Genomic DNA, 23,094 nt, shown 5'->3' on the forward strand with positions numbered 1-23,094 from the left:
TCGGCGCGCCCCTCGCGGGACGCGCCGGTGGGCGATCAGCTCGGTTCTGGGGTGTGGATGATCGGGTGGGCCACGTCGTGCGCGCGGAGGTTGCCGCACATGCCCCACCGGTCGTGCGGCGGGCTCTCCATCAGGGCGGAGCGCCGCAGGTGCGCGCCGTCGCCGCGCTCCAGGGCGTCGAGGATCCCGGCGGTGCGGCGGGTCTCCTCGGCGACCGTGCCCTCCCAGATCGTGCGCCAGGCCGCGGCCTTGGGGCGTACGAGCGCGATGGCGTGGTCGTAGAAGCGGTGCAGCGGGGCCAGGTCGCCGTCGGCGGCGGCGTCGGCCAGGCGCAGGAAACCCTCGACGGCCAGCTCGCGCCGGCGCCGTACGGCCTCCTCGATGTCACGGAGCGCGCCCGCCGCACCGGGCGCGAGTCCTTCGGGGGGTGTGGAGGACGCGGGAGGCCCGCCGGTCGGGAGCGCGCCGGACGGGGGCGACGGGGGCAGGGTGGCGGCCTGGCGGTAGCGCTCGGGGTCGGCCACGATCTCCGGGGGGAACGTCATGACCGCGTCCCCGGCCTCGGGCAGGCCCGCGTTCGACATCACGACCACCACCTCCAGGCCGCCCCCATTTCCGGCGCGGTTGACCGCGCGGTGGATGGTGCCGGGCGTGAACCACACGGTCGTCCCGGCGCTCAGCGCGGTCTCGCGCAGCCCGTTCACGTCGAGCGTCTGCAGCGTGCCGTGCCCGCCGATGACCACGTACGCCTCCGTCGAGGCCGTGTGCAGGTGCGGCGTGCCGCCCTCCAGGCCGTCGGCGCACGGGCTGCCCGAGTAGACCGACAGGCGGCTGACGGACGTGCCTCCGGGGAACGTCATGCCAGCGCCGCCCTCCCCTGCTTGGCCAGCAGTTCCGTGCCCTCCTCGCCCCGGTCGCCGTCGGCGATCACGACCGCGTACCGGAACCGGAGCGACTGCCCGTCCGGCAGCTCGACCTCCTCGCTGAAGAACGGCGCCGGGCACAGGCAGGCGAAGTCCTCGCTGCGCGCGAACCACTGCGGCGGGTGCTGCGGGTTGTCGGCGGCGTCCACCATGACGACCGTCGAGTGGTCGCCGCTCTCGTCGTGCCGGCCGCGGAAGCCGAACCACTCGGCGCGCGTGCCGCGCAGCTCGTCCCCGCCCGCGCCGGCGGGCGACTGGATGATCCCGCCGGTGAACGACCGGGGCCCGCGCCAGAAGAGCCCGCCGTACCCGGCGTTCTCGCGGCCCTTCGTGGTCGGGGAGCCGAACGCGAGCGTGCCGCCCGACACGTTGGTCATCTCCGTGTCGAACACCAGCGCCCACGTGGCCTCGTCCACGACGTGCGCGGCCAGCGAGCGCCGCTCCTCGATGACCGGGTCGCCGGCCTGCGCGGCCCAGTCGAGCGTGTGCCCGAGCTCGACCCGCTCGCCGGTGGCCGCCAGGGTGGTCATCTCGCGGTGCGTGGCGCTGCCGTTGTTCTCGAGCTGCACGTAGAACCGGCCGTGCACGTACGTCGGCCCGCCCCAGAAGTTGTGCTCCCCGACGTGCGGCAGCGACCAGGCGATGCCCTTGTGCCAGACGTGGTCGTGCGGCCTGAACAGCGACACGAGCCGGCCGCCGAGGGTGCGGATCGGGTGCAGGTACGGCTTGGGCGACTCCAGCACCGGCGTGTCGGGGCTGTAGACGTAGGTGAACAGCTCGACGTCACCGGCCGCGACGGTCACCGACCGGCCGAGCGCGTGCGTGGCCTGCAGGGTCACGGGTTCCTCACCTTTTCCCAGGGGGCGCCCGTGCCGTCCATGCGCCGGGCGAACGGGCTGTCAGCAGTGATCTGTCCGGCCTGTACGCGTTCGCCGGTGAAGGCGGAGGTGTACAGCGCGGCGATGAACTCCATCGTCCGGCGGGTGTCCTCGGCGGTGACCGGAGGCGCCTCACCCCGGTCGAGCGCGTCGAAGACGGCGGCGAGCCAGCCGTCGTGGCCGCTCGACGTGGTCGTGCGCCCCTGCGCCCACAGCTCCGACACGCTCTCCTGGCCCGGCGCCGGGGTCACGGTCCAGTCGTCGTCGGTGTAGCCGTACAGGTGCTCCACCTCCACGGTGGCGCGCTCGTAGTCGAAACGGAGCTGGGAGGTCTGCCTCGGGGACACGACGGAGTTGACGATCGTGGCCACGGCGCCGTTCTCGAACGTCACCAGCGCCAGCGACACGTCCTCGGTGTCCACCGGGCGCGCCTGGCGGGCGGCCACGGCCGTGACCTCGCGCCACGGGCCGAGCACCGAGAACAGCAGGTCGAACTGGTGGATGCCGTGCCCCATCGTCGGGCCGCCGCCCTCCGACTCCCACGTGCCGCGCCACGGCACCGCGTAGTACGCCTCGTCGCGGTACCACTGGGTGTTGCAGGTGGCCAGCAGCGGGCGGCCCAGCTCGCCGGCCTCCTGCAGCCGGCGCAGCCGGAGCGCGCCCGCCCCGAAGCGATGCTGCAGGACGGTCGCGACGTGCGCCGTCGAGCGGCGCTCCGCCTCGATCACCGCGTCGAACTCCGCGAGCGAGAGCGTCGGCGGCTTCTCCACCAGCGCCGTGACCCCGGCCTCCAGGCACGCGATGGCCAGCGGGGCGTGCAGCTGGGGCGGCGTGCACAGGTGGACGAGGTCCACCTGCTCCTCCCGCAGCAGGTCGTCCAGGCTCGCGTGGGTGCTCGGCCCGCCGTACTTCCCGGCGAACTCGCCCGCCCGCCCGGCGTCCACGTCCGCCACCGCCACGAGCTCGGCCCGCCCCGACCCGAGCAGGGCCTGCGCGTGCGCGTGGGCGATCGCGCCGGTCCCGACGATCGCGGCCCGGTAGTTCCGTTGACTCAAGATGTTGCTCCTATGTGGGGGTCTGTCAGGCGCCGTCGATCTCGGCCTGCAGTTCCGTGATGAACGACTTGGCCGCCTGCTCCGGCGTCTCCCGGTCGAACAGCACCTCTTCCGTGTGCCGTTTGATGATGGCTTCGAGATCGCTGGCGCCGTTCGGGGTCACTCTAGGGGCTTGCCCTACTTTGGCGGCGTCCAGATACTCCGCAGCGGCTTTGTCCGTTTCGGTGAGCTTCGGGGTGATGGCCGCGCGGATCTTCTTGTTCGCGGGGACGCCGCGGTCGGTCAGCAGGATGTCGGCCGCCTCCTGGCTGTTGGCCAGGAAGTCCACGAACAGCGCGGCCTCGGCCGGGTGCTTGCTGCGCGCCGAGATCGACCAGTACATCGAGGACTTGAAGTACGCGCCGGGTGACTTGGCCTGCGTCTCGCCGGGGAGCCTGAGCAGCTTCAGCTTGGCGCCGCTCGCCGTGGTCAGCGAGCTGAGCTGGGTGTTCCACCAGGTGGCGAAGACCGAGGCGTTCGTGGCCGTGCCCGACTGGTCGAGCGAGCCGCCGGCCCGCTCGATGGTGACCGACGGCGACGGCGTGACGCCCTGCTTGGCCAGGTCCTTGACGTAGGTCCAGTACGAGGCCAGCACCTCCGGCGGGACGGCGACCTTGCCGTTCGCGTCGAACAGGGCCGCGCCCGCCTGCCTGGCCCAGATGTTGAGCCCGCCCGCGTCGAAGCCCGGCGACTGCAGGCCGGTGACCTTGCCGCCGCCCGCCTTCGACACCTCGTCGCCGACCTTCTTCAGGTCCTCCCACGACCAGGTGTCGTCGTCCGGCAGCTTGATCTTGAGCTGGTCGAGGAGGTCGGTGTTGGCGACGATCGCGTACGTGGACAGGCCGACGGGGAGCGCGTACTGCTTGCCCTTGACCACGCCCGTGTCCAGGGCGGACTTGTCGAAGTCGGCGGTCTTGAGGTGTTTGCTCGCGGTGCCGAGGTCGAGCAGGGCGCCGCGCTCGGCGTACGAGGAGAGGTAGAGCTCGTCCATCTGGATGACGTCCGGCGCGTCGTTGGCCGCCACCGTGGTCGCGAGGCTCTCCCAGTAGCCGTTCCAGTCCTTGAACTCGCCCTTGACCGTGATGTTCGGGTACTTCTTCTGGAAGAGGTCGATGACCTGCTGGGTGCGCTTGTGCCGTTCGTCCGCGCCCCACCAGGTGAAACGGAGGGTGACCGGATCCTTCGACAGCTCCTGACCGGCGCTGCCGCCACTGCCGCACGCGCTGAGCATGAGCACCGACGCCATGGCGAGGGCTATTCGTCGCATGATGATTCCTCTTCGCGGGGGGTTACTTGCCGCCGGTCGTGGCGATGCCTCGGATGAGGTAGCGCTGGCCGACGAGGAAGGCGATGAAGACCGGGGCCAGGGACACCACGCTCATGGCGAACATGGATCCCCATGAGGTCGAGACCGTGGCGTCCACGAACGAGCGCAGCGCCACCGGCACCGTGTACATCTCCGGGTCCGTCAGGTAGATGAGCTGGCTGAAGAAGTCGTTCCAGGTCCAGATGAACGTGAAGATCACCGTGGTGGCGAGCGCCGGGAGCATCAGCGGCAGGATGATCCGCAGGAAGATCCTCGGGTGGCCGCAGCCGTCGATCCTGGCCGCCTCGTCCAGCTCGCGCGGCAGGCCGCGGATGAACTGCACCATGAGGAAGACGAAGAACGCGTCCGTGGCCAGGAACTTCGGCACCACCAGCGGCAGGAACGTGTTCACCCAGTCGAGCTGGGAGAACAGGATGTACTGCGGCACGATGATCACGTGGATCGGGAGCATGATGGTGCCGAGCATGATCGCGAACCACAGGCGCTTGCCGGTGAACTCCAGCCTGGCGAACGCGTACGCGGCCATCGAGCAGGACACCAGGTTCCCGATGATGCAGGCCAGCACGAGGATGGCCGAGTTGGCCAGGTAGTGGCCGAACGGGGAGGCCAGCGCGGTCCAGCCGGCGCCGTAGTTCTGGGTCTGGAGCCCGTCGAGGATCAGGCCGGGGCGGCGGAAGATCTCGTTGTCGGGCCTCAGGGAGCTGACCACCATCCACAGCACCGGGTAGAGCATGACCAGGGCGAGGAGGATGAGGGCGGCGTGCTTGATCAGCTTTCGGAGTTCAGTCATCGTAAACGACCCAGAATTTGGCGGCCCAGAAGTTGACGGCGGTGAAGCCGGCGATGATCACCAGGAGCAGCCAGGCGAGCGCCGAGGCGTACCCCATGTCGAAGTTGTGGAACCCGCGTTGATACAGGTAGAGCGTGTAGAACAGGGTCGAGTCGGACGGCCCGCCGGTGCCGCCCGAGACCACGAACGCCTGCGTGAACGACTGGAACGCATGGATGATCTGCAGGACCAGGTTGAAGAAGACGATCGGTGACAGGAGCGGGATCGTGATGCTCCTGAACTGCGTCCACTTCCCCGCCCCGTCCGTGGCCGCCGCCTCGTAGTACATCCTCGGGATCTGGCGCAGCCCGGCCAGGAAGATCACCATCGGGGCGCCGAACGTCCAGACGTTCAGGATGATCAGCGTCGACAGCGCGGTGTCCGGGTCGGAGATCCAGCCGCGGCCCTCGATGCCGAACAGCTGGTTGACCAGGCCGTCGGCGCCGAAGATCTGCCGCCACAGCACCGCGATGGCCACGCTGGAGCCGAGCAGCGACGGCAGGTAGAACGCCGACCGGTAGAACGCCAGCCCGCGCAGCCCCTTGTCGAGCAGCAGCGCCAGCCCCAGGGCGGCGGCCAGCTGCAGCGGGACGGAGACGACGACGTAGATCAGCGTGACGCCGAGCGCCCGGTGGAGGCGGACGTCGGTGAGCATGCGGGCGAAGTTGTCCAGGCCGTTGAAGGTCGGGGGCTGGATGAGGTTGTAGTCGGTGAAGCCCAGCACGAAGGAGGCCACGATCGGGCCGGCCGTGATGAGCAGCAGGCCGACGAACCAGGGGGCGAGGAACGCGAAGGCGGCCTTGTTGTCCCGATTGCCGCCGCCGAGGGGTCCGCGGCTGCCCTTGCGCATGCGCTGGAGCTCGCCGAGAGCACTCACACGTGACCTCCTGGGGTTGCTGGAAAACGTATTCCGTTGGAAAACGTATTCCGCAGTTTGCACGCGCGTTACCTACGCGTCAAGGGTGTTACCGACCGACTACAGCGCCCGAGCGCGCCCGGTGCGGCGACCCGTTCGCCACCGCCATGGGCGGCACTCACGGCCCCGGCACCACCACCATCGACCGGCGCCCCTGGGACCGAGCCCCAGTCGCGAATCCGCCAGCGGATCACAACTCGGCGGGCCCGGTGCCGCCACCACCACCCCCGGAAGCGGGCATAAGCGCAGGGGTTATTTCCTCGGGCGGGTGCTTTCGCGCACGATCAGCCGCCCTTCCAGGGTGAGCCGCCGCCCCGCACCCACATTTCCCAGTGCGAAACGGATCGCCTCCACCCCCGCCTGCGCCAGCGGAAGCGCGACGGTCGTCAATCGCGGCGTCACATCCCCGGCGAGCGGAATATCGTCGATGCCCGTCACGGAAACGTCCTCGGGAACCGCCAGCCCGGCGGCGCGAAATCCCGACATCGCGCCGATGGCGACGGTGTCGTTGACCGCGAGAACCGCGTCCGTGCCGGACATCCCCTCCCCCGCCAGCCGCCGCGCCGCGTCGAATCCGCCCTGGCGGCTGACTTCGCAATAAACGATCCGGATATCCCGATCGTCAAGGCCCCCGGCGCGAAGTCCGGCCATGAAACCGGCCGTACGCGAGCCCATGTTGCGAAGCTCGCGAGCGCCGCCGAATATCGCCACCCGCCGGTGCCCGGTTTCCGCGACGAATGCGCCCGCCGAGTGCCCGGCCGCGAAATCGTCGAATCCGATCGCGTCGAAAGTCATGTCCGTCTCGCCGACGATGACGACCCGGCCGCCCTCCCGTTCGTACGAACCGAGCTCCTTCAGCAGTCGCCCGCCGAGCGCGTTCGCCATGAACCGGCTGGAGGTCAGCACCAGCGCGCGCGGCCGCAGCGAGCGCAGCACCCGGACCGTCTCGAGCTGCCGCTCGACCGCTCCCATGGTGGACGAGACGGTGACGAACGCGCCGGCCGTGCGGGCTTCCCGTTCCATCGCGGCCACGACCACGGCCATGGACGGCGTCGTGAGGTCGTCGGCGACGAGCGCGATCGAGTCGCTGGCCCGGCGCATCGCCCTGGCCGAGGCGTCCACCGTGTACCGCAGGGCCGCCGCGGCGGCCAGCACGCGGGCCTCGTTCTCGGGCGCCACCTTACGCGTGCTGCCGCCCAGGACCCTGGACGCGGTGGAGATCGAGACTCCGGCCGCCGCGGCCACGTCGTGCAGCGTGACCGTGGGCCTCGCCGCATGGGGCATCCGCAGTGTCCTTTCCGACGGTGAACAGACCGGTTTAGAAGAGTACCCGTACCGGATCGGCGGGCCCGCTCACCCGCCGGGCGCATCGTCCGTAAGGCCGAGAGTGTCATGGGTTCGGGATGACCCGTGTCATGGGGACCCGGTGACACGGCTCATGGGGACCCGGTGACACAGCGGACTAACCTCGCGAGCCCGGCTCAATCATGCTGACGACCATGACATCCCTCCGATTCAGGACACTGCTATCGACCGTGGGCCGTGCCGGACGGCTGGCCCTCGCGACCGGGATGGGGGCCGTGCTCGCCGCGGCGACCCTCACCGCACCGGCCGCCGCGCAGACGACGAGCGCCACCGGGACGAGCCAGGACGGCGGGCTGGACCGGCAGGCGCTCCGGAAATCCCTGGACGCCGTCCACGAGGCGGGCATGTACGGCATCTACTCGCAGGTTCGCGACCAGGGTCAGACCTGGCAGGGCGCGTCCGGCGTGGCCGATGTCGACACGCGCCGCCCCGTACGGCCCGACATGGTGCACCGGGTGGGCAGCATCACCAAGACGTTCGTCTCGGTGGCCATCCTCCAGCAGGTGGCGCGCGGCGCCATCGACCTGGACGCCCCGATCGGCCGCTACCTCCCCGACCTCGTCCCCGGCGACCGCGGCCAGCGGATCACCGTACGGATGCTGCTCAACCACACCAGCCACATCGGCGACTACATCGGCTCGGCGTTCCCGTCGCTGCTGGAGGGCTCGGGCAAGAGTCTGGACGACAATCGCTTCCGTACGTTCACCCCGAAGGAACTGGTCGGGATGGGCCTGGCCGCCGCCCCGACCGGCGAGCCCGGGGCGATCCCCGGGTCGTACTCGAACACCAACTACATCCTGGCCGGCCTGCTCCTGGAGAAGGTGACGGGCACGGACGCCGAGCGGTACATCACCCGCAACGTCATCCGCAAGGCGGGCCTGCGGCACACGTCCTTCCCGCGCACCCCGGTCATCCCGGGGCCGCACTCCAAGGCGTACGAGTCGCTGTTCGGCCTGATCGACCCGCCGCGCGACTACAGCGTCTACAACATGTCGTGGGGCGGGACGGCAGGCGCGATCGTGTCCACGATGGACGACCTCAACCGCTTCTACCGCGCGTTGCTGCGCGGCGAGCTGGTCGGCGCCGCGCAGGTCGCCGAGATGCAGAAGACGGTGACGGTGCTGGCCGGCGGGGCCGCGATCAACTACGGCCTCGGCCTCTACTCCCTCGACCTGCCGTGCGGCCGCTTCTGGGGTCACGACGGGGGCGTGTTCGGGATGATCACGCAGTCACTGTCCAGCCCGGACGGCAGCCGCCAGCTGTCCTTCGGGATCAACCTCGCGAAGTACCAGCGGATCGACGAGAACGGCGAGATCGTACCGAGCCCGATCGACTTCGCCCTGGTCGACCACCTGTTCCTGGCCCTGTGCGGCACCACCGCGCCCCAGGCCAAGTCCTCCCGGCTCCCGCTCACCCCGTTCCCGGCGGACAGGCTCGCTGCCGCAGTCCGTTGATCGCCTGGCAGGTGTGTTGCCCATCACTCTCGGAGTGCGGATTTGTCCACAGTTGATCGCATGGAATCTCCGTAATGTCCCTGCTGCCGGATCAACCGGTGCACGACAAACGGGGAGGAACCCAATGCGTAAGACTCTTGCGATCGCGGCTCTGGCCGGTTCGATGGCCGTCACCGGCCTCGCCCTGAGCCCGGTCGCCGCCCAGGCCGCCACCGCCACCACTGCTGCCACCACCTCGACGGGGACGAGCTGGGGGAAGTTCTTCTCCAGCGACCGCAAGGCCTACACGTTCGGCAAGACGTGGAAGAGCGGCCACGTGGTCCACACGAAGTGGTACGGCGTGGACAAGGTCGGCGGTAAGAAGGGCTGGGTGTGGTTCGAGTTCTACCAGAACGGTAGCTGGCACAAGTTCAACCGCTCGTTCGACGGCAAGGTGGTCGGGAGCTGGAGCGGCAAGGGGATCAAGAAGGTCTACACGTTCACCTGCTGGGCCGGCAAGTTCGACAACTGCGGCCGCAAGTACCGCATCTACTAAACCGCCTGATCTCCTGACCCACCTCCACACGCGGTCCCCAGGCCCGGCGCCCCGCGCGCCGGGTCTTTCCGCGCTTCAGCGGGCCCGCCGCTTCGTCGGTCAACGGGCGGGCGCTCGGTCGCCGCAGCCGCGTTGGGGACTTCGAGGGCGGTCCCTGACCCACCGCCGCTGGTCAGAGGGACCGTGCCAGCTCGGCCGCCCGTGCCAGGTGCCCGGCTTTGACGGCGGCCCAGTGATCGGGATCGCCGGCGCCCTCGCCATCGCGCAGCACCGAACCCCCGAACACGACGAGCTCGCTCGCCTTCGCCCGCTCGCCGATCCGGTCGGTGAGCATGGTGGTCCTCATCGCCTGGTGGCAACCCGACGCGTCGAGCTCGGCGACGCTGTACCCGGCCGTGCACAGGACGAGCGCCTGCCGAGCCACTCGCACGCTTAGGGGCTTGTACGCGAATCCCGTCGTCCACACGCGGTCGAACCAGCCCTTGAGCCGCGCCGGGCAGTCCGTCCACCACACCGGATAGACGAACACCCACACGTCGGCGGCATTGAGCCTGGCCTGCTCAGCGGCGACGTCATCGGGGACGCGCGCGTCAACGCGGCGGCCGGACTCACGCTCGTACTCCTCCAATGTGAGTTCCGAGCGGGAGTCCATCGCGTAGAGGTCCGAGACCGTACGCGTGTGGCCGGCGTCGTCGAGCCCGCCCAGGAACGCGTCGAGAACTTCGCGCGTGAAGCTTCGCTCGCTCGGGTGCGCGTAGACGATGTGGACGTGAGTCACGCACCTATTCTCGTGCGCTCACGCAACTCCTGGATCCTCACCCGGTGAAGGCCTCTCCGAGGAACGCGGCGATCTCCGCCCGCGCGGCCTTCGCCTGCGGCACCACGCCCGGCATGCTGAGGAACGCGTGCGTCGCTCCGGGTTGTTCGGTGAGCCGCGCGGGCGTCCCGGCCGCCCGCAGCCGTTCGGCGTAACAGCGGCCGTGGTCGGCCACCGGATCGATGGTCGGCACCACCACGAGTGCCGGGGCCAGCCCGCCCAGGTCGCCGGCATACAGCGGCGACACCGTACGGGGATCCGATCCGGGCGGAACGGCGAGCCGCTGGAACAGCCGCATCTGCGTCATGGTGAGGCCCGGGCCGTGGGCGTGCCGGCGCATGGAGGCGAGGTCGAACCCCGCCGAGGTCAGGTCGACAGCGGCGTTGACCAGCACCTGCGCCCGCAGGGGCAGGCCGGACTCCCTGGCCCGGATCGCGGCCAGGGCCGTGACCAACGCGCCGGTGCTCTCACCGAAGACGGCGACCCGTGCCGGGTCGACTCCCCACTGCCCGGCGTGCCGCACCACGTGCCGGAGCACGTCCCAGCCGTCGTCGACGACCGCCGGCAGCGGGGTCTCCTGGTCGAGGAGGCGGTGCTCGACCGAGACGACGACCGCGGGCAGCCGCGCGGCGAGGTGGCTGTTGACCCAGTCGCTCTGCACCGCCGTACCCACGAACCCGCCTCCGTGCACGTGGAGCACAAGGGGCAAGCCGGCCTGCCCGGCCGAGGGCCGGTACACCCGGACCCGGAGCCTGCGGTCGTGCAGCGCCACCTCCTGCCACCGGATCGTGGCGCCGCGGTCCGGAAATCCGGTGATCAGCCGGGCCAGGCGGGACGACCGCTTGCGGTTCACCGCATCGCGCAAGACGACCAGCTCTTCGGCCGTCATCGCCAACCAGTCCGGCTCCTTTCCCAGGGCATGCATCAACCGGATGCCCAGCGGCGGCCGCTCCGTTGCGGTGACCTCGCCCATGTGTCCCCCCTAGTTTCGCTACCTCAAGTATCGATACCAAGGGTAGCGCAATAGGCTTTCGTGTGAGCAGGACCTGAGTGAGCGCATCCGCCGGCCCCGGTTCGCCTGGGCGGGGTGCCGCCTGCGCTTCACCGCCGCAGTTCGGGCACCACGTATTCGAAGGTGGGACCGGCGGTGGTGCCGTCTTCGTCGGGCATCCGCATCAGGGCCTGGGCCTGGCCCTTGAGCGCGTACATGGTGCCGGTGGCGGCCCCGAGCAGCTTCGGGCTGCCGTTGAAGGCCTGCTCGAGCTGGCTCAGCAGGGTGCAGTAGGTGTGGTTGAACTCTTCCTGCGCGGTCCTGATCGCGTTGCCCGGCTCGTGGTCGGACAGCCGCGGGTTGCGCCGCATCGGGGGTACGCCGGTCAGGTTCACCTGGATGGCCTCGCCGGTGGGCCCGCTCTGCGGGGTGTCGCCCCGCTGGTAGCGGCGGCCGAGCTTGAGCTCCTGGAAGCGGTAGTAGTGTCCGACTTCTTGGCGTTCGGGGTGGAAGACGTCCTGGTCGCCGTCCCAGACGCCGCCGCGGGCGGTGCCCTCGCCCTGCTCGACGATCTCCTCCAGCGCCGCCAGCGCCGAGGCGAGGTCACCGACCTGGACCAGGTGCCCGGCGGTGTGGCGGAAGTGGTCGGCGCTCACCTGGCGGGCCGGGTCGCCGCTGAAGACCGCCTGCTCGCCGAGCCGTTCGCACAGGTGGCGCAGGCCCTCCTCGATGGCGGCGTAGAACTGGCCGATCGTCTCGTAGCCGTCGGCTTCGGCCGGGGCGCCGGGCGGTGCCGGTTGTTCGATCCGCAGGAACATCTCGAGGGCTTCCGGCCCGAAGGGCACCAGGGACAGCTCCAGCGAGCCGTGGGGCAGGGGGCGGGGGTGCGGCGGCAACATCCCCGGCGTGTCCAGCCGCGGCCGGCCGCCGACGGCGTTGAGCAGGTTGGCGGCCAGCGCCAGGTGCAGCATCTCCTCAACGAAGACACTGCCCACGACCTCGACCGCTTCGGGGTTGCGCTCCGGGTCGAGCGAGTACAGCGCGCACAGGTACGGCGGCAGGGTCGCGTGTTCCAGCTCGATCGCCCACTGCAGGTGCTCGCGCAGGCTTTCGAGGGTGTCGATCCGGGTTCGCTGGGGTTCCAGGTGTTTCATCGGTGTCCTGACTCGGTTGTGGGAAGGGGGCGTGTCACGCGACGTGATCGCCGGGCCGGGAGCCGTCCTCCAGTGCCTCGACCGCGTCGAGCAGGCCCCGCAGGCCGATCTCCTCGCGCTCGGCGTCCGTCGGGTCGAACAGCCACTCGGTGACCGGCAGCTCAGCGACCTCCTCCGGATGGCTCGCCTCGATCAGGGTCACCTCGGTCTCGACCTCGATCTGGAGCTCGTACAGGAAGTCGTCCTCGCTGTTGGGAGCGCTCATCTTTCCTCCATGCGTTACTTGCCGAGCCATTCGCGGTAGTGGATGGTGCCGAGGATCGCGTCCTCACCGGGCACCAGCGTCCGCTCGCCCGGCACGCTGCCGTAGTAACGGGCCTGCGGGTCGGCGACCACCGTGCGCGGGTCACCCCAGGCGGCCAGGGCATCGCGGAAGAACTCGTCCATCCGGACGTCATCAGGGCCGCCCACCTCGACCCGGCCGTTCAGCGGCTGCCCCACCGCGACCCGGCCGACCGCCTGGGCGACCTCCTCACCCGCGATGGGCTGGAACCGCACCGGCGCGATCCGCACCGTGTCGCCGTCCGTGGCCTCCTCCGCGATGGCCCGTACGAACTCGAAGAACTGCGTCGCGTGCACGAGCGAGAACGGGATCCCCGACTTCTCGATCAACCGCTCCTGAGCGATCTTCGCCGCGAAATAGCCGTTCTCGGGCATCCGTTCCGTGCCCACCACCGACAGCGCGACATGATGACCGACCCCGGCCACCGCCTCCGCGGCCAGCAGATTGCGCGTGGAGGTCTCGAAGAACTCCATCACCGCCGCGGGCTCGAACGACGGCGAGTTCGACACGTCCACCACCACCTGCGCACCCGCCAGCACCTCCGCCAACCCCTCACCGGTCAGCGTGTTGACACCGGTGCTCGGCGCCGCCGCCACCGCCTCGTGACCGTGCTCCCCCAGCATGGCCACCAGCTTCGACCCGATCAGGCCCGTCCCGCCGACCACGACGACCTTCATGGCGCACCCTCTCTGTCCCGCCGGGGCATCCGTGTGCCAGCCGGTCGTCAGCTAAGACAGGGCAGCCTCCGGGCTTGTGACAGCAGCCGCCGAAATTCCTTCGACCTCAGTGCTGGACCGTCGGCGCGGCCATCGCGGCGCATCCCGGCATCGACATGCTCTTCACCAACGGCGGCCAGGTCTGCGGTGCGTGGCCGCGGATGCTGGTGCCGGCGTCGCGCCAGGAGGAGGCGGTGGAGCTCGCGGTGGCCGCCGCGGCGGCGTACGTCGTCGGCTGCGTACCGGCCAGGTGGACGTCAACGGCGCCGGCTGGAATGCGCTCGCGCCGTTCGGCGGTTACAAGCAGTCGGGCAACGGCCGCGAGTCCGGCCGCCACGGCTTCGAGGAGTATCTCGAGACCAAGTCCATCCAGAGCTGACCAGCGGAGATCTCCCGGTACTGTTACCTGCCGCGGGCTGTCCTCGCTGCTCGAGGGGTAGGCGGTAGGTGGCAGTCGAGGGGCAGGGGGAGATGGCGGTGGCCGATCTGGAGCAGGCGGCGGCGGTGTTCGCCGGGGTGCGACCACGCCTGTTCGGGATCGCGTACCGGATGCTCGCCAGCGTCACCGAAGCCGAAGACCTGGTCCAGGACGTCTGGCTGCGCTGGCAGGCCTACGACCGCGCCAAGGTCGACGACCCCGCCGCGTTCCTGGCCACCACGACCACCCGGCTGGCGATCAACGCCACCCAGTCCGCCCGCGTCCGCCGCGAAACCTACCTCGGCCCCTGGCTGCCCGAACCCGTCGACACCGCCGCCGACCCCTCCCTCGGCGCCGAACGCGCCGAAGCCCTGGAGTTCGCCGTCCTGCTCCTCCTGGAACGCCTCTCCCCCACCGAACGCGCCGCCTACGTGCTACGAGAGGCGTTCGACTACCCCTACCGGCAGATCGCCGACATCCTCGAACTCAACGAACCCGCCGTACGCCAGCTCGTCAGCAGAGCCCGCAAACGCGTCCTCATCGCCCGCCGCACCCCCGTCACCCAAGCCGAACAACGCCGCCTCCTCACCGCCTTCGTCGCCGCCGCCCGCTCCGGCGACATGACCGCACTCGAAGAGCTCTTCGCCGCCGACGTGATCAGCTACTCCGACGGCGGCGGAGCCGTCCGCGCCTCCCGGTTCCCCGTGGTGGGCGCGGAGCGGGTGGCGAAGTACGTGAGGGCGTTCGCGAGCCGGTTCTGGGCCGGGGTCGAGGTGGCCTGGGCGAGCACGAACGGCCAGACCTCAGCGCTGCTGAGCCGCGACGGACAGGTGTTCACGGTCCTCACCGTCAACGCCTCGGACCAGGGCATCGACCAGGTGCTGTGGATGATGAACCCCGCCAAGCTCATCGCCATGTCCACCGCCGCCGAAGGTCACGACTCGCCGGAGGTGGACAGCAGCGGGCCCTGACGACGCCTCCCGGCGGCCGCGGTCGTGATCGAGACGGCGACCAGCAGCACGCAGAGGGCCGTGATCGCCGCGACCACGGCGGCCACCCCGATCCAGGGCGCCGCGAGCGGCAGCAGCAGGACGGCGGCGACACAGCCCAGGACCGCGGCGGGATAGATGACGGGCTCGGCGGCGACCAGCGCGTGCGCGGCCCACAGCAGCGCGAGGTACACACCGACCGGGATGGCGACCGCGTAGCCGAGTGCCTGCGGCGACGCCGCGACCGCGTGCCCGCTCTGCTCCACCGCCACCTCCAGCCCGGCGCCGAGGGACGCCAGCGCCGCGAAGATGCCGTAGTGGCCGTACCCCCACAGGTACGAGCGATGCCGGCGGTCGCTGAGCCCCTCCCCCGCCTCGATGAGGAAGTACAGCCACCAAAGCGCGAACAGCAGCACGAGCCCGCAACCGGCGATGACGACGAAGGCTCCCCTGATCTGGCCCGCTTCGAGCGCTCCCTCGACTCCCCTGCTCGCGGCCAGCACGCTCTCACCGAGCAGAATGATCGTGAACAGGCCGTAGCGCTCGGCGATGTGGTGCGGGTGCCAGGTGGTGGGCCTGGCCTGTTCGGCCCACCGCGGCACCGAGAGTTCCAGTACGTCCAGGAGGACAAGGACCAGCAGTCCGACGAAGGAGGGCAGCAGGCCCAGCTCCGCGAACAGGTAGCGCAGCGCCCAGCCCGCCGTCACGAGGCTGATCCCGGCGGCGTAGCGCAGCGCGGTGCGGCGGCCGGCCGGGTCTTCGAGACCGGCTCGCAGCCATTGGGCGACGAGCCCGATCCTCATGATGACGTAGCCGAGGGTGATGATGCCGTAGTCGGAGTGACTGAACGCGGCGGGCACGCCGGCGGCGAGGGTCAGCACGCCGGCCATCTGCACCATCGTCAGCAGCCGGTAGGCGACATCGTCGGTGTCGTAGGACGAGGCGAACCAGGTGAAGTTCATCCACGCCCACCAGATCGCGAAGAACACCTGGAGGAACGGGACCAGTGCGGCGAGGCCGTGACCGTCGGCGAGGTTGTGCGCGAGCTGGGCGGTGACGGCGGCGACCGCGACCACGAAGGTGAGGTCGAACAGCAGCTCGAGCTGGCTCGAAGCGCGGTGCGGCTCGTCGATGGGGCGGGCGCTCATCCGGACCCGAAGGCGGATGGTGGTGCCGGTGGGTGGCAAGGTCTCGCTCCTGTCGCTGCGCAACGTCCGGTCCGTCTGTAAGACAGGGCGGCGGCCCGGTCTGTGACAACTCGGCACGACAGCGTCGACCTGGCCACCGGCGCCTGCGACTCGCCCCACCCGCGCTCACGACCGTCGGCCGACACTCGCACCAGGCCGACCCGGATCGGATCACTGAGCGCGGCCGTCACCTCGGTCAGGCCGATCTCGCCCAGCCGGCAAGCGTCGTGGGGCCGACATGGGTAACGACCGATCGAACAATCACGCGGTCAATCGACCGGGCTGATCCTTTTGGCAGGGTGGGTGTCAGACGGCCAACCTACGTCGTACGCCGCCTCGCCACACCTCCTCGATGGCCCGGGACGCCGTGATGTCCGTGGTCGGGTCGCCGTTCACGAGCAGCAGGTCCGCCCGGAGGCCAGGGGCGATGCGGCCCCGATCCGTCAGGCCGAAGAGGCGGGCCGTGGTGCCGGTGGCCGCCGCCAGCGCCTGCTCCGCCGTCCAGCCCGCCTCCGTCAGCAGGAGCAGCTCGTGGTGCAGGCCCGCCCCGTGCACCGGCCCGAACGGGGTGCAGTCCGTGCCCGCCAGCACCGGCACCCCCGCTCGCCGCAGGGCCGCGGCCGCGTGCGAGGCGTTGATGGCGCCCTGGGAGTGCATGGGGATGTCCGCCCACTCCCGGCCGAACGTGGCCTTCGAGCGGTCCGACATGCGCGCGGCGATCCGCGGGTCGCGCAGCAGTTCCCGACCGTTCGGGTCGCCGGTGACGGCCTCGATGTAGGTGATCGTGCTGATCACGAACGCGTCGTACGCGGCGATCCTGGCCGCCATCTCCTCGGCCTGCTCCTCGTTCACGTCGGAGTACAGGTGCGCGAGCCCGTCGGCGCCCGCGTCCAAGGCGATGAGCGCCTCCCTGGCGGTGACCGTGTGCGCGATGACCCGCAGGCCGGCGGCGTGCCCGGCCTCGACCAGGACGGCGGCGAGCTCGGGGCCGAGGGCGGGCAGCCGCATCCCGGACGACCCGCCGTCGTCGATGGCGATCTTGAGGTAGTCGACGCCTTCGGCCAGCCGGGCCTCCACGAACGCCTTGGCCTCGCCCGAGTCGGCCACCGTGTCGAGGGTGCGGTCCGTGCCGAGGGCCTTGAGCACGTCCGCGGTCATGATCTGGGTCGGGTGCCCGTGCGGGGCGGTGGCGATCATGCTGGAGCTGCGGATGTCGGCCACGTCGTCGCGTTCGGCGGCCTGGCGGCGCTGGGCGGCGAGGAGCGGCGGCAGGTTGTTCATGTCGAGCTCGGTGGTGACGCCGAACGTCAGCGCCTCGGCCAGGTCGCCCTCGAAGGCGTGCGTGTGCGCGTCGATCAGGCCCGGCAGCAGGGTCTTCCCGGCGCCGTCGATCACGGCGTCCACGTGGCCGGCGACCTCGCCGCCGATGGCGACCGCGCCGATGCGGTCGCCGTCGATCACCACGTCGGCCGCCGGCACGGTCCGCTCGCCGTCGAAGACCCGGACACCACGAATCAGGGTACGCATACTTCTCCCCCAGATAATTCGACATCTAACTAGATCTGCCCCGAATAGTACGACCTCGAACTACCAGAGAGCAAGCACGCGAACGGCCCGCGCCCAAGAGGACGCGGGCCGTACAGAATCACGACCTCAGTGCGAGAACGCCTGGAACTCGGCCGCCCTCACCTGCTCCCGCTGCGGGCTGGCCGTGGCGCAGTCCGTCGCGGAGTTCGGATCCTGGTCCTGCTCACCGGCGTACAGCGGATTGCCGGTGCACTGCGTGCTGAGCACCCGGAACATCAGATGCGTGGCACTCGTGGCCCGCACGTCGAACGACTTGAAGATCATGTCGGCGCCCCGGGGACGCGGCAGCCCCGACTTGAAGGCGTCCGAGGGGCTGGTGTAGATCTTCGTGAAGTTCGCCGGGTCGGTGCAGCCCGAACCGCAGGCCAGCACCTCGAACGAGCGCACGCTGGAGAAGCGGTTCTGCCCGCCCGGGTCGGCCGCGTCGTTGACGTTGGGCCGCAGCATCGCGCTCACCTGCACGCGGCGGACCTTGACCGGCGCGTCGCCCGCCAGGTCCACGACGACCGACTTGCCGGCGGGCGCGCCGGTGAGCGAGGCCCAGTTCGTGGCCTCGGTCTCGTCGATCAGCTTGGCCTGGTTGACGCCGTCGCCCGTGGCCGTCGCGCCGCCCGCCGCCGAGGCGAGGTTGCGGGTCAGCGGCAGCGGGAGCGGCAACTGCACGCCGCCCACCACCACGAACTTCAGCCGCGTGTGCCCGAACCCGTTGCCCGCCACGATGAACGAGTACACGCCGGGCGTCATCTCCACCGTGTCGCCCAGCGGCGTCGCCGGGTCGGTGTCGGCGACCGGGACCGCGCGGCCCTCGTAGTCGCCCACATACAGCCGCAGCGCCGCGCCCTTCGCCTCACCCAGCGGCTTGAGCTGCAGCGAGCCGTTCTTGCCCGCGGGGTTGACGAAGCTCGGCGTCGGGTCCGCGTCGTTCGCGCCGGTGCTGGCCGCGCCCTTGCCCAGGCCGTGCTCGGCGAACGCGCGCCACATGATGTCCTGGTTCTTGCCGCCGAACCGCATCGCGTCGGCCGCCAGCAGCGCGTCGCGGTGGTCGACGTAGCTGACCGCGCCCGAGGCCATCAGCAGCAGGGCGTCGAACGACAGCTGCGCCCAGCGCCGGTTACCCGGGCACCGCTCGACCGGCGTCTGCCCGTCCGCGCAGGCCCGCTGCTGCCTGGCCGTGCCGTCGCCGTACCGCTTGACGAACGCCGCGCGCACGTCGAACTGGGTCGCCGACCAGATCTCGCCGTCCGCGTGCACCTGCTGGCCGACGATGTCGTACGCGACGTCGCTGTAGTTCAGCGGCGACTTGGACATGTCGTAGTTCCTGATGCCGCGTTCCTTGTCCCCGGTCACGTAGCCGCCGGTCACGTACGGGGTCAGGCCCGAGGGGCGGAAGCCGTACTCGAAGAGGTGCTCCATCGCGAACAGGTCGGAGGTGCTCTCGTTCATGGCCCCGGCCTGGGCGCCGCTCCAGCCGGCGTTCGGGCCGCCGATCATGCGGCCGGAGATCGCGTGCGTGTATTCGTGGCCGATGACCGACATGTCGTAGTCGCCGTCCACGCAGGGCGAGTAGAACGAGCCGGCGATCGGCTGCCACAGGTACATGTTCGTGATCGGCGCGAGCCCGTCAGGGCCGGTGATCTGGTTGGCGTTGTCGCGCACGGACAGCACCCGCGCGCCGGCCTGCGCGTTCCCCTGCTCGGCGTCGCCGCCGAGGCCGCCGCGGGCGCCGTTGTCCGCCTGCATGTTCCAGGCCGTCTCGGTGAAGCCGAGCCGATACGACCAGTCGTGCATCCTGTTGTGCATCGCGTTCAGGTTGGCGATGGCGGCTTCCAGGTCGGCCTCGCCGGCCTGGTCGAACACCGCCGGGTCGCACTTGGACTCGTGCCAGGTGTTCTTCCACGGGAAGAGGTAGTTCCTGCTCGGGGTGAGCACGTTGGTGCGGGTCCCGACGGAGAACGGGTCGCCGTTCGCCCGGTTCTCGGTCGTCTTGGTCGCGTTGCCGGCGCTGGTGTTCGTCGAGGCGTCCGTGGTGTGGTCGACGTCCCACGCCTTGCCGGTCGCCGGGTCGCCGCCGGTCACGTAGTCGCAGCCGGGGCCCGCCGCGAAGCACCAGGTCTGGCGGGTGTCACGGGAGGAGTAGTCGTCGCGCGGGTTAGCCGGGAAGGCCTTCCAGCGCGGGTTCTCGGGGTCGAAGTGGTCGACCAGGTTCTCCCGTACGAGGATGGCGCCGCTGACGGCGTCCACGTGCGTCGTGTACCCCGCCGCCTCGCCGCTCGAGCCACCGATCAGGACCACCTGGTACGCGCTGTGCACCCCGTCGGGAGCGGGCACCGCCACCGGCGTGGCCTGCTTGGTGGCCGCCGTGGCCAGGTCGATGCCGCCGTCCCTGGCCGCGATCTCCAGCGCCTGCTGCGCGGTGATCGTCGCGGCCGGCGGCGCCTCCGTCTCGCGGGACAGCGAGGAGGTGACGTGCCTGATCTGGCCGTTCACCACGCCGATCGCGACGAGGCCGTCCACGCCGGCCGGCAGGTCGCCGAAGCGCTGGCGCAGCAGCACGGCGTGACCCGCGCCGACGTGGTTGACCGCGACCCGCTCCAGCGCGTCCACCGCCTGCGCGGACAGGCCGAAGACCGCGGGGTTGTCCTTGAGATACGTGCGGGCGGCCTGCTCGGGATCGGACCCGAGTCCTTCGGCCAGCGGTTCGGCGCTGGTGACGGCCGCGGGGGTGCCGAGAGCGTTCCAGCGGATCTCGGCCGCCGTCCCGGCGCTGCGGGCGTTCAGTCCGGCGGGCGGGGCGACCCTGCCCTGCCGGTTGTCCACGTCCGGCTTGCCGTGCTCTTCGGCCTGGAAGTCATGGATGGGGGCCTGCCCGCCGGGTTCGCCCCGGGCGGGCCCTGCGAGAGGTAGTGCCGACGCGGCGAGCGCGACGGCGACGAGTGCACTGCGTAACCAGGACAACGGTTCCCTCCTGCGTCTCAGGGATGCGCGGATTGCACGCATCCCGCAAGAGGTAACACCGAGTCCGGGGGCTGGCAAGATCTCAGTGCGGGACCGGTGGCCGGCGCCTCGGCGGACCATAGAGCCGTTCTCAAAACGACGCCCTTACATGGCATGAGGGGTTGAGCCCGCCGTGCCCGGCGCAGTTCCCGCACTGATCATTCAACCTGTCGTCGTGGACCCGCCGCAACCGGATTTACCGGCTCGCGAACAGCGACGCGTACACCGGCCGCCCGTGCTCGGTGACCACCTGACCGGCCAGCCCGTCGCCGGTCACGGTGGACAGCCGCAGGTCGAGGTAGCGCTCCTCCTCGACCATGCGCACGTCACCGGCCGGCGCGGGCAGCCAGGAGGCCACCTCTGCCTGACGGGCGGCCCGGTCGCGCGCCAGCTCCGCGCGCAGCTCGGCCAGGCTGCCCGCCTCGTACGGCTCCGCGTCGACCCGCTCGGGCTCGGCCCGCCAGGCGGCGACCCCGTACGCGAAGCAGACCAGCGCCATCCACATCTCGGCGAAGTACACCGGATCGGGCGCCAGCTCCAGCCCCGCGAACCTGTCGCCCACGAAGAACAGCGCGCCGAGCTGCCCCGGCAGCAGCTCCAGCCGGCTCTGGAACTGGGTCAGCGTCGCCCGCTTGCGCGACAGGATCTGCTCCAGGTGCCCGCGCGACGGCAGCCCGCACGCGGCGTTGAGCTCGGAGATGTCCGGCCACAGCTTGGCGTAGTCGTGGTGCCCGCGCAGCTCCAGCGCCTTGGCCCGCAGCTCCACCGGCAGCACGAAGAACCACTGGTCGCGGCCCTCCAGGTAACCGCCCTGGCCGGCCTGGACGCAGCAGGCGTCGTCGAACCGCCTCGTCTGCCCGGCGCCCATCAGCGCCGCGGAGCACAGGGCGTGGTTCTGGGCGGCGTCCTGGATGTAGCCGATGTGCAGCGGCACGATCGCCACACCCTCGCGGGCGCCGTTGAGCAGCTCGACCCGGCCGTACCCGACGACCCGCTCGAGCTTCAGCCCGGAGCGGGGCGGCACGATGCCGGGCCGCTCGGGGCCCCAGATCGGCACCATGGTCAGCGCCCCGGCGCGCTGCGGCGCGCCCGCGCGGTAGCCGCGCAGGTCGAGCGGCGCGGGCAGGAGCGTCTCGAGTGCGGTCATGTGCGTCCTCCTTCCAGTCGGCTCAGCATGGCCGTACGGATCCAGTCACGGCCGGGCGCGCAGTGGCCGAACAGCCACGGCAGCAGCCCGGCGAAGTCGTCCTGATGCCAGAACGGCCGGCGCGGCAGCAGCGGCGCCGGGTCGCGCAGGGTCAGGTCGTCGCCGGCGGTGAACGTGGCCTGGCAGAGCACCACCGGAGTGGTGACGCCCGCTCGGGGCAGCGTGGCCGCCACCCTGGCCAGGTCGCCCGGCAGGACGTTCTCGTAGCCGTCGGTCACGATCACCACCAGGTCGGGGCGGGTGTCCAGGGCGTCGAGCAGCCGGGTCGCCAGGTCGGTCGCGCCATCGACGGTCTCGCCCGCCGTGAGGCGCTCGCGGACCTCGGGGCCCTCGGCGGTCTCGATCACCGTGAGGCGCTCGCAAACCTCACCCGTCTCGACCACCGTGAGGCGCTCGCGGACCTCGAGGGCCTCGGCGGTCTCGATCACCGTGAGGCGCTCGCAGACCTCGGCCAGGACCAGCCTCAGCGCCGCGGCCTGCGACATGACCGCCCACTCTCGATCGCCGTACCCGCGCATGGAGCCCGACGTGTCGAGCACCACGGCCACGTGGCCGGCCAGGCGCGGCAGCCCGCGCGTCGCCTCGGCCACGTAGCCCGCCAGCGCGGGCCGCAGCTCGGCGGCCGGCCCACCCCGGTAGAGGTGCACCAGCGTCGCGGCGATGTCGCCCCGGTTGGTCGGCGTGACGTTAGGCGGGCGCTCCCCGACCTGGTCGAGCGGCGCCGGCGGCTCCTGCGGGGCCTCCGCGCCGTACGTGCCGGGCGCGTAGAGCGCGCGCACCCGCCCGATCGCCACGGCCGGGTCGGAGGTGAAGCGCAGCAGGCTCCTGCGCAGCCGGCCGGACCCGGTGTCGCCCTCCGCGATCAGGCGGGCGCACCCGCGCGCGGTCGCCTTGCCGAGCGCGTGCTCGAAGCAGTCGACCAGCGCCGGCCGGCGCGCCTCGATGAGCGCGTCGGCCTCCGGGTGCTCCAGGACGAACGCGACGACGGCCCGCGTGGCGTGCTTGTGGTTGACGCGCAGCCGCCGCAGCGCCAGGAGCGCGGTGACGGCGTACGCCGGCGGCAGGCCGAACATGAGCGCCCTCGTGACCTTGGCCAGGGTCGCGCGGGTGCGCTCGTCCAGGCCGTCCTGCGAGGCGGCCAGCGTGCACAGCAGCACGCGGGCCCGCTGCCAGGGGAGCACACCGGGCACCAGCGCCAGCAGCGCGTATCCCTCGGGGTCGCTCAGCCGGGCACTGCGGTGGAGCTCCGCGTCGTCCCAGACCAGATCGCCGCCCCTGGACAGGACCAAAGGGGCGTCGTGCGTCCTGAAATGCTGGAGAAGAGTCGGGGTGTCCACGAGATCGAGATTAAGGAATCCGGCCCGCCGGGC

At 70.9% G+C, this 23,094-nt stretch carries 20 protein-coding genes and 1 pseudogene; 4 read left to right on the top strand and 17 right to left on the bottom strand.

The window, feature by feature from the left end; all coding sequences use genetic code 11:
• Positions 1 to 35: 35 nt before the first annotated feature.
• The 7 genes from AB0J87_RS19315 to AB0J87_RS19345 all read right to left on the bottom strand — a co-directional run bounded on the left by AB0J87_RS19315 (position 36) and on the right by AB0J87_RS19345 (position 7,212).
• Positions 36 to 860 (bottom strand): cupin domain-containing protein, encoded by an 825-nt coding sequence (locus AB0J87_RS19315; protein ID WP_363966899.1) that lies wholly within the window; start codon positions 858 to 860, stop codon positions 36 to 38.
• Entirely contained in the window at positions 857 to 1,762 is a 906-nt protein-coding gene (locus AB0J87_RS19320) for a PmoA family protein (protein ID WP_350733993.1), read from the bottom strand. Before AB0J87_RS19320 ends, AB0J87_RS19315 begins: the two co-directional genes overlap by 4 nt.
• Complete coding sequence (locus tag AB0J87_RS19325; protein WP_350733994.1) at positions 1,759 to 2,856, bottom strand: Gfo/Idh/MocA family oxidoreductase; 1,098 nt, start codon at positions 2,854 to 2,856, stop codon at positions 1,759 to 1,761. Before AB0J87_RS19325 ends, AB0J87_RS19320 begins: the two co-directional genes overlap by 4 nt.
• 25 nt (positions 2,857 to 2,881) lie before the next feature.
• Complete coding sequence (locus AB0J87_RS19330; RefSeq protein ID WP_363966902.1) at positions 2,882 to 4,162, bottom strand: extracellular solute-binding protein; 1,281 nt, start codon at positions 4,160 to 4,162, stop codon at positions 2,882 to 2,884.
• Between the two features lie 22 nt (positions 4,163 to 4,184).
• Complete coding sequence (locus AB0J87_RS19335) at positions 4,185 to 5,012, bottom strand: carbohydrate ABC transporter permease (protein ID WP_350733998.1); 828 nt, start codon at positions 5,010 to 5,012, stop codon at positions 4,185 to 4,187.
• The gene (locus AB0J87_RS19340; protein WP_350734011.1) at positions 5,005 to 5,901 is read right to left on the bottom strand and encodes a sugar ABC transporter permease; all 897 of its coding nucleotides are present in this window, start codon (positions 5,899 to 5,901) and stop codon (positions 5,005 to 5,007) included. Before AB0J87_RS19340 ends, AB0J87_RS19335 begins: the two co-directional genes overlap by 8 nt.
• Positions 5,902 to 6,219: 318 nt before the next feature.
• Positions 6,220 to 7,212 (bottom strand): LacI family DNA-binding transcriptional regulator, encoded by a 993-nt coding sequence (locus AB0J87_RS19345; protein ID WP_363966904.1) that lies wholly within the window; start codon positions 7,210 to 7,212, stop codon positions 6,220 to 6,222.
• Between the two features lie 254 nt (positions 7,213 to 7,466).
• Between AB0J87_RS19345 and AB0J87_RS19350 the strand changes: the two genes are divergently transcribed.
• Together AB0J87_RS19350 and AB0J87_RS19355 are read left to right on the top strand one after the other, a co-directional pair.
• On the top strand, positions 7,467 to 8,786 hold the full coding sequence (locus AB0J87_RS19350; protein WP_363966906.1) for a serine hydrolase domain-containing protein: 1,320 nt from the start codon (positions 7,467 to 7,469) through the stop codon (positions 8,784 to 8,786).
• A gap of 124 nt (positions 8,787 to 8,910) precedes the next feature.
• Entirely contained in the window at positions 8,911 to 9,321 is a 411-nt protein-coding gene (locus AB0J87_RS19355; RefSeq protein WP_363966908.1) for a hypothetical protein, read from the top strand.
• A gap of 172 nt (positions 9,322 to 9,493) precedes the next feature.
• Here AB0J87_RS19355 and AB0J87_RS19360 read toward each other — a convergent pair whose 3' ends face one another.
• The 5 genes from AB0J87_RS19360 to AB0J87_RS19380 form a co-directional block, all read right to left on the bottom strand.
• Positions 9,494 to 10,099, bottom strand: a complete 606-nt coding sequence (locus tag AB0J87_RS19360) for an NAD(P)H-dependent oxidoreductase (RefSeq protein ID WP_363966910.1) — start codon at positions 10,097 to 10,099, stop codon at positions 9,494 to 9,496.
• A 37-nt stretch (positions 10,100 to 10,136) separates the two neighbouring features.
• Positions 10,137 to 11,111 carry an alpha/beta hydrolase gene (locus AB0J87_RS19365; protein WP_363966912.1) on the bottom strand — a complete coding sequence of 325 codons (975 nt, stop codon included), beginning with the start codon at positions 11,109 to 11,111 and terminating at the stop codon, positions 10,137 to 10,139.
• 128 nt (positions 11,112 to 11,239) lie between these two features.
• Positions 11,240 to 12,283 (bottom strand): ferritin-like protein, encoded by a 1,044-nt coding sequence (locus AB0J87_RS19370; RefSeq protein ID WP_363966914.1) that lies wholly within the window; start codon positions 12,281 to 12,283, stop codon positions 11,240 to 11,242.
• Between the two features lie 34 nt (positions 12,284 to 12,317).
• Positions 12,318 to 12,548 (bottom strand): hypothetical protein, encoded by a 231-nt coding sequence (locus AB0J87_RS19375; protein ID WP_363966916.1) that lies wholly within the window; start codon positions 12,546 to 12,548, stop codon positions 12,318 to 12,320.
• A 14-nt stretch (positions 12,549 to 12,562) separates the two neighbouring features.
• Entirely contained in the window at positions 12,563 to 13,303 is a 741-nt protein-coding gene (locus AB0J87_RS19380) for an SDR family oxidoreductase (protein ID WP_363966918.1), read from the bottom strand.
• A gap of 262 nt (positions 13,304 to 13,565) precedes the next feature.
• On the opposite strand from AB0J87_RS19380, the pseudogene AB0J87_RS19385 reads away from it, so the two are divergent.
• Both AB0J87_RS19385 and AB0J87_RS19390 read left to right on the top strand, forming a co-directional pair.
• Positions 13,566 to 13,721 (top strand): annotated as a pseudogene (locus tag AB0J87_RS19385) (aldehyde dehydrogenase family protein); the annotation flags it as partial.
• A 68-nt stretch (positions 13,722 to 13,789) separates the two neighbouring features.
• A complete protein-coding gene (locus AB0J87_RS19390; RefSeq protein WP_363966920.1) occupies positions 13,790 to 14,731 on the top strand; it encodes an RNA polymerase sigma-70 factor in 942 nt (313 codons plus the stop codon).
• Here the strand turns inward: AB0J87_RS19390 and AB0J87_RS19395 are convergent.
• The 5 genes from AB0J87_RS19395 to AB0J87_RS19415 all read right to left on the bottom strand — a co-directional run bounded on the left by AB0J87_RS19395 (position 14,695) and on the right by AB0J87_RS19415 (position 23,061).
• Positions 14,695 to 15,936: a low temperature requirement protein A gene (locus AB0J87_RS19395; RefSeq protein WP_363966922.1), complete on the bottom strand. Its 1,242-nt coding sequence runs from the start codon at positions 15,934 to 15,936 to the stop codon at positions 14,695 to 14,697. The genes AB0J87_RS19390 and AB0J87_RS19395 overlap by 37 nt on opposite strands.
• 306 nt (positions 15,937 to 16,242) lie before the next feature.
• Positions 16,243 to 17,463, bottom strand: coding sequence for an amidohydrolase family protein (locus AB0J87_RS19400; RefSeq protein WP_363966924.1), 1,221 nt, complete (start codon positions 17,461 to 17,463; stop codon positions 16,243 to 16,245).
• Between the two features lie 126 nt (positions 17,464 to 17,589).
• On the bottom strand, positions 17,590 to 20,478 hold the full coding sequence (locus AB0J87_RS19405) for a M36 family metallopeptidase (protein ID WP_363966925.1): 2,889 nt from the start codon (positions 20,476 to 20,478) through the stop codon (positions 17,590 to 17,592).
• Positions 20,479 to 20,713: 235 nt separating this feature from the next.
• The gene (locus AB0J87_RS19410; RefSeq protein WP_363966927.1) at positions 20,714 to 21,664 is read right to left on the bottom strand and encodes a DUF6569 family protein; all 951 of its coding nucleotides are present in this window, start codon (positions 21,662 to 21,664) and stop codon (positions 20,714 to 20,716) included.
• Positions 21,661 to 23,061 carry a vWA domain-containing protein gene (locus AB0J87_RS19415; protein ID WP_363966928.1) on the bottom strand — a complete coding sequence of 467 codons (1,401 nt, stop codon included), beginning with the start codon at positions 23,059 to 23,061 and terminating at the stop codon, positions 21,661 to 21,663. The genes AB0J87_RS19410 and AB0J87_RS19415 overlap by 4 nt, the downstream gene beginning before the upstream one ends.
• Positions 23,062 to 23,094 lie beyond the last annotated feature (33 nt).

The organism is Nonomuraea sp. NPDC049625 (assembly GCF_040675285.1).
GTDB classification, from domain to species: Bacteria; Actinomycetota; Actinomycetes; order Streptosporangiales; family Streptosporangiaceae; genus Nonomuraea; species Nonomuraea angiospora_A.

Coding starts and splice junctions, on each gene's coding strand:
- AB0J87_RS19375 (WP_363966916.1), bottom strand. CDS start 12,548: ATGAGCGCTCCCAACAGCGAGGACGACTTCCTGTACGAGCTCCAGATC.
- AB0J87_RS19355 (WP_363966908.1), top strand. CDS start 8,911: ATGCGTAAGACTCTTGCGATCGCGGCTCTGGCCGGTTCGATGGCCGTC.
- AB0J87_RS19340 (WP_350734011.1), bottom strand. CDS start 5,901: ATGCGCAAGGGCAGCCGCGGACCCCTCGGCGGCGGCAATCGGGACAAC.
- AB0J87_RS19370 (WP_363966914.1), bottom strand. CDS start 12,283: ATGAAACACCTGGAACCCCAGCGAACCCGGATCGACACCCTCGAAAGC.
- AB0J87_RS19350 (WP_363966906.1), top strand. CDS start 7,467: ATGACATCCCTCCGATTCAGGACACTGCTATCGACCGTGGGCCGTGCC.
- AB0J87_RS19335 (WP_350733998.1), bottom strand. CDS start 5,012: ATGACTGAACTCCGAAAGCTGATCAAGCACGCCGCCCTCATCCTCCTC.
- AB0J87_RS19400 (WP_363966924.1), bottom strand. CDS start 17,463: ATGCGTACCCTGATTCGTGGTGTCCGGGTCTTCGACGGCGAGCGGACC.
- AB0J87_RS19380 (WP_363966918.1), bottom strand. CDS start 13,303: ATGAAGGTCGTCGTGGTCGGCGGGACGGGCCTGATCGGGTCGAAGCTG.
- AB0J87_RS19330 (WP_363966902.1), bottom strand. CDS start 4,162: ATGCGACGAATAGCCCTCGCCATGGCGTCGGTGCTCATGCTCAGCGCG.
- AB0J87_RS19410 (WP_363966927.1), bottom strand. CDS start 21,664: ATGACCGCACTCGAGACGCTCCTGCCCGCGCCGCTCGACCTGCGCGGC.
- AB0J87_RS19365 (WP_363966912.1), bottom strand. CDS start 11,111: ATGGGCGAGGTCACCGCAACGGAGCGGCCGCCGCTGGGCATCCGGTTG.
- AB0J87_RS19315 (WP_363966899.1), bottom strand. CDS start 860: ATGACGTTCCCCGGAGGCACGTCCGTCAGCCGCCTGTCGGTCTACTCG.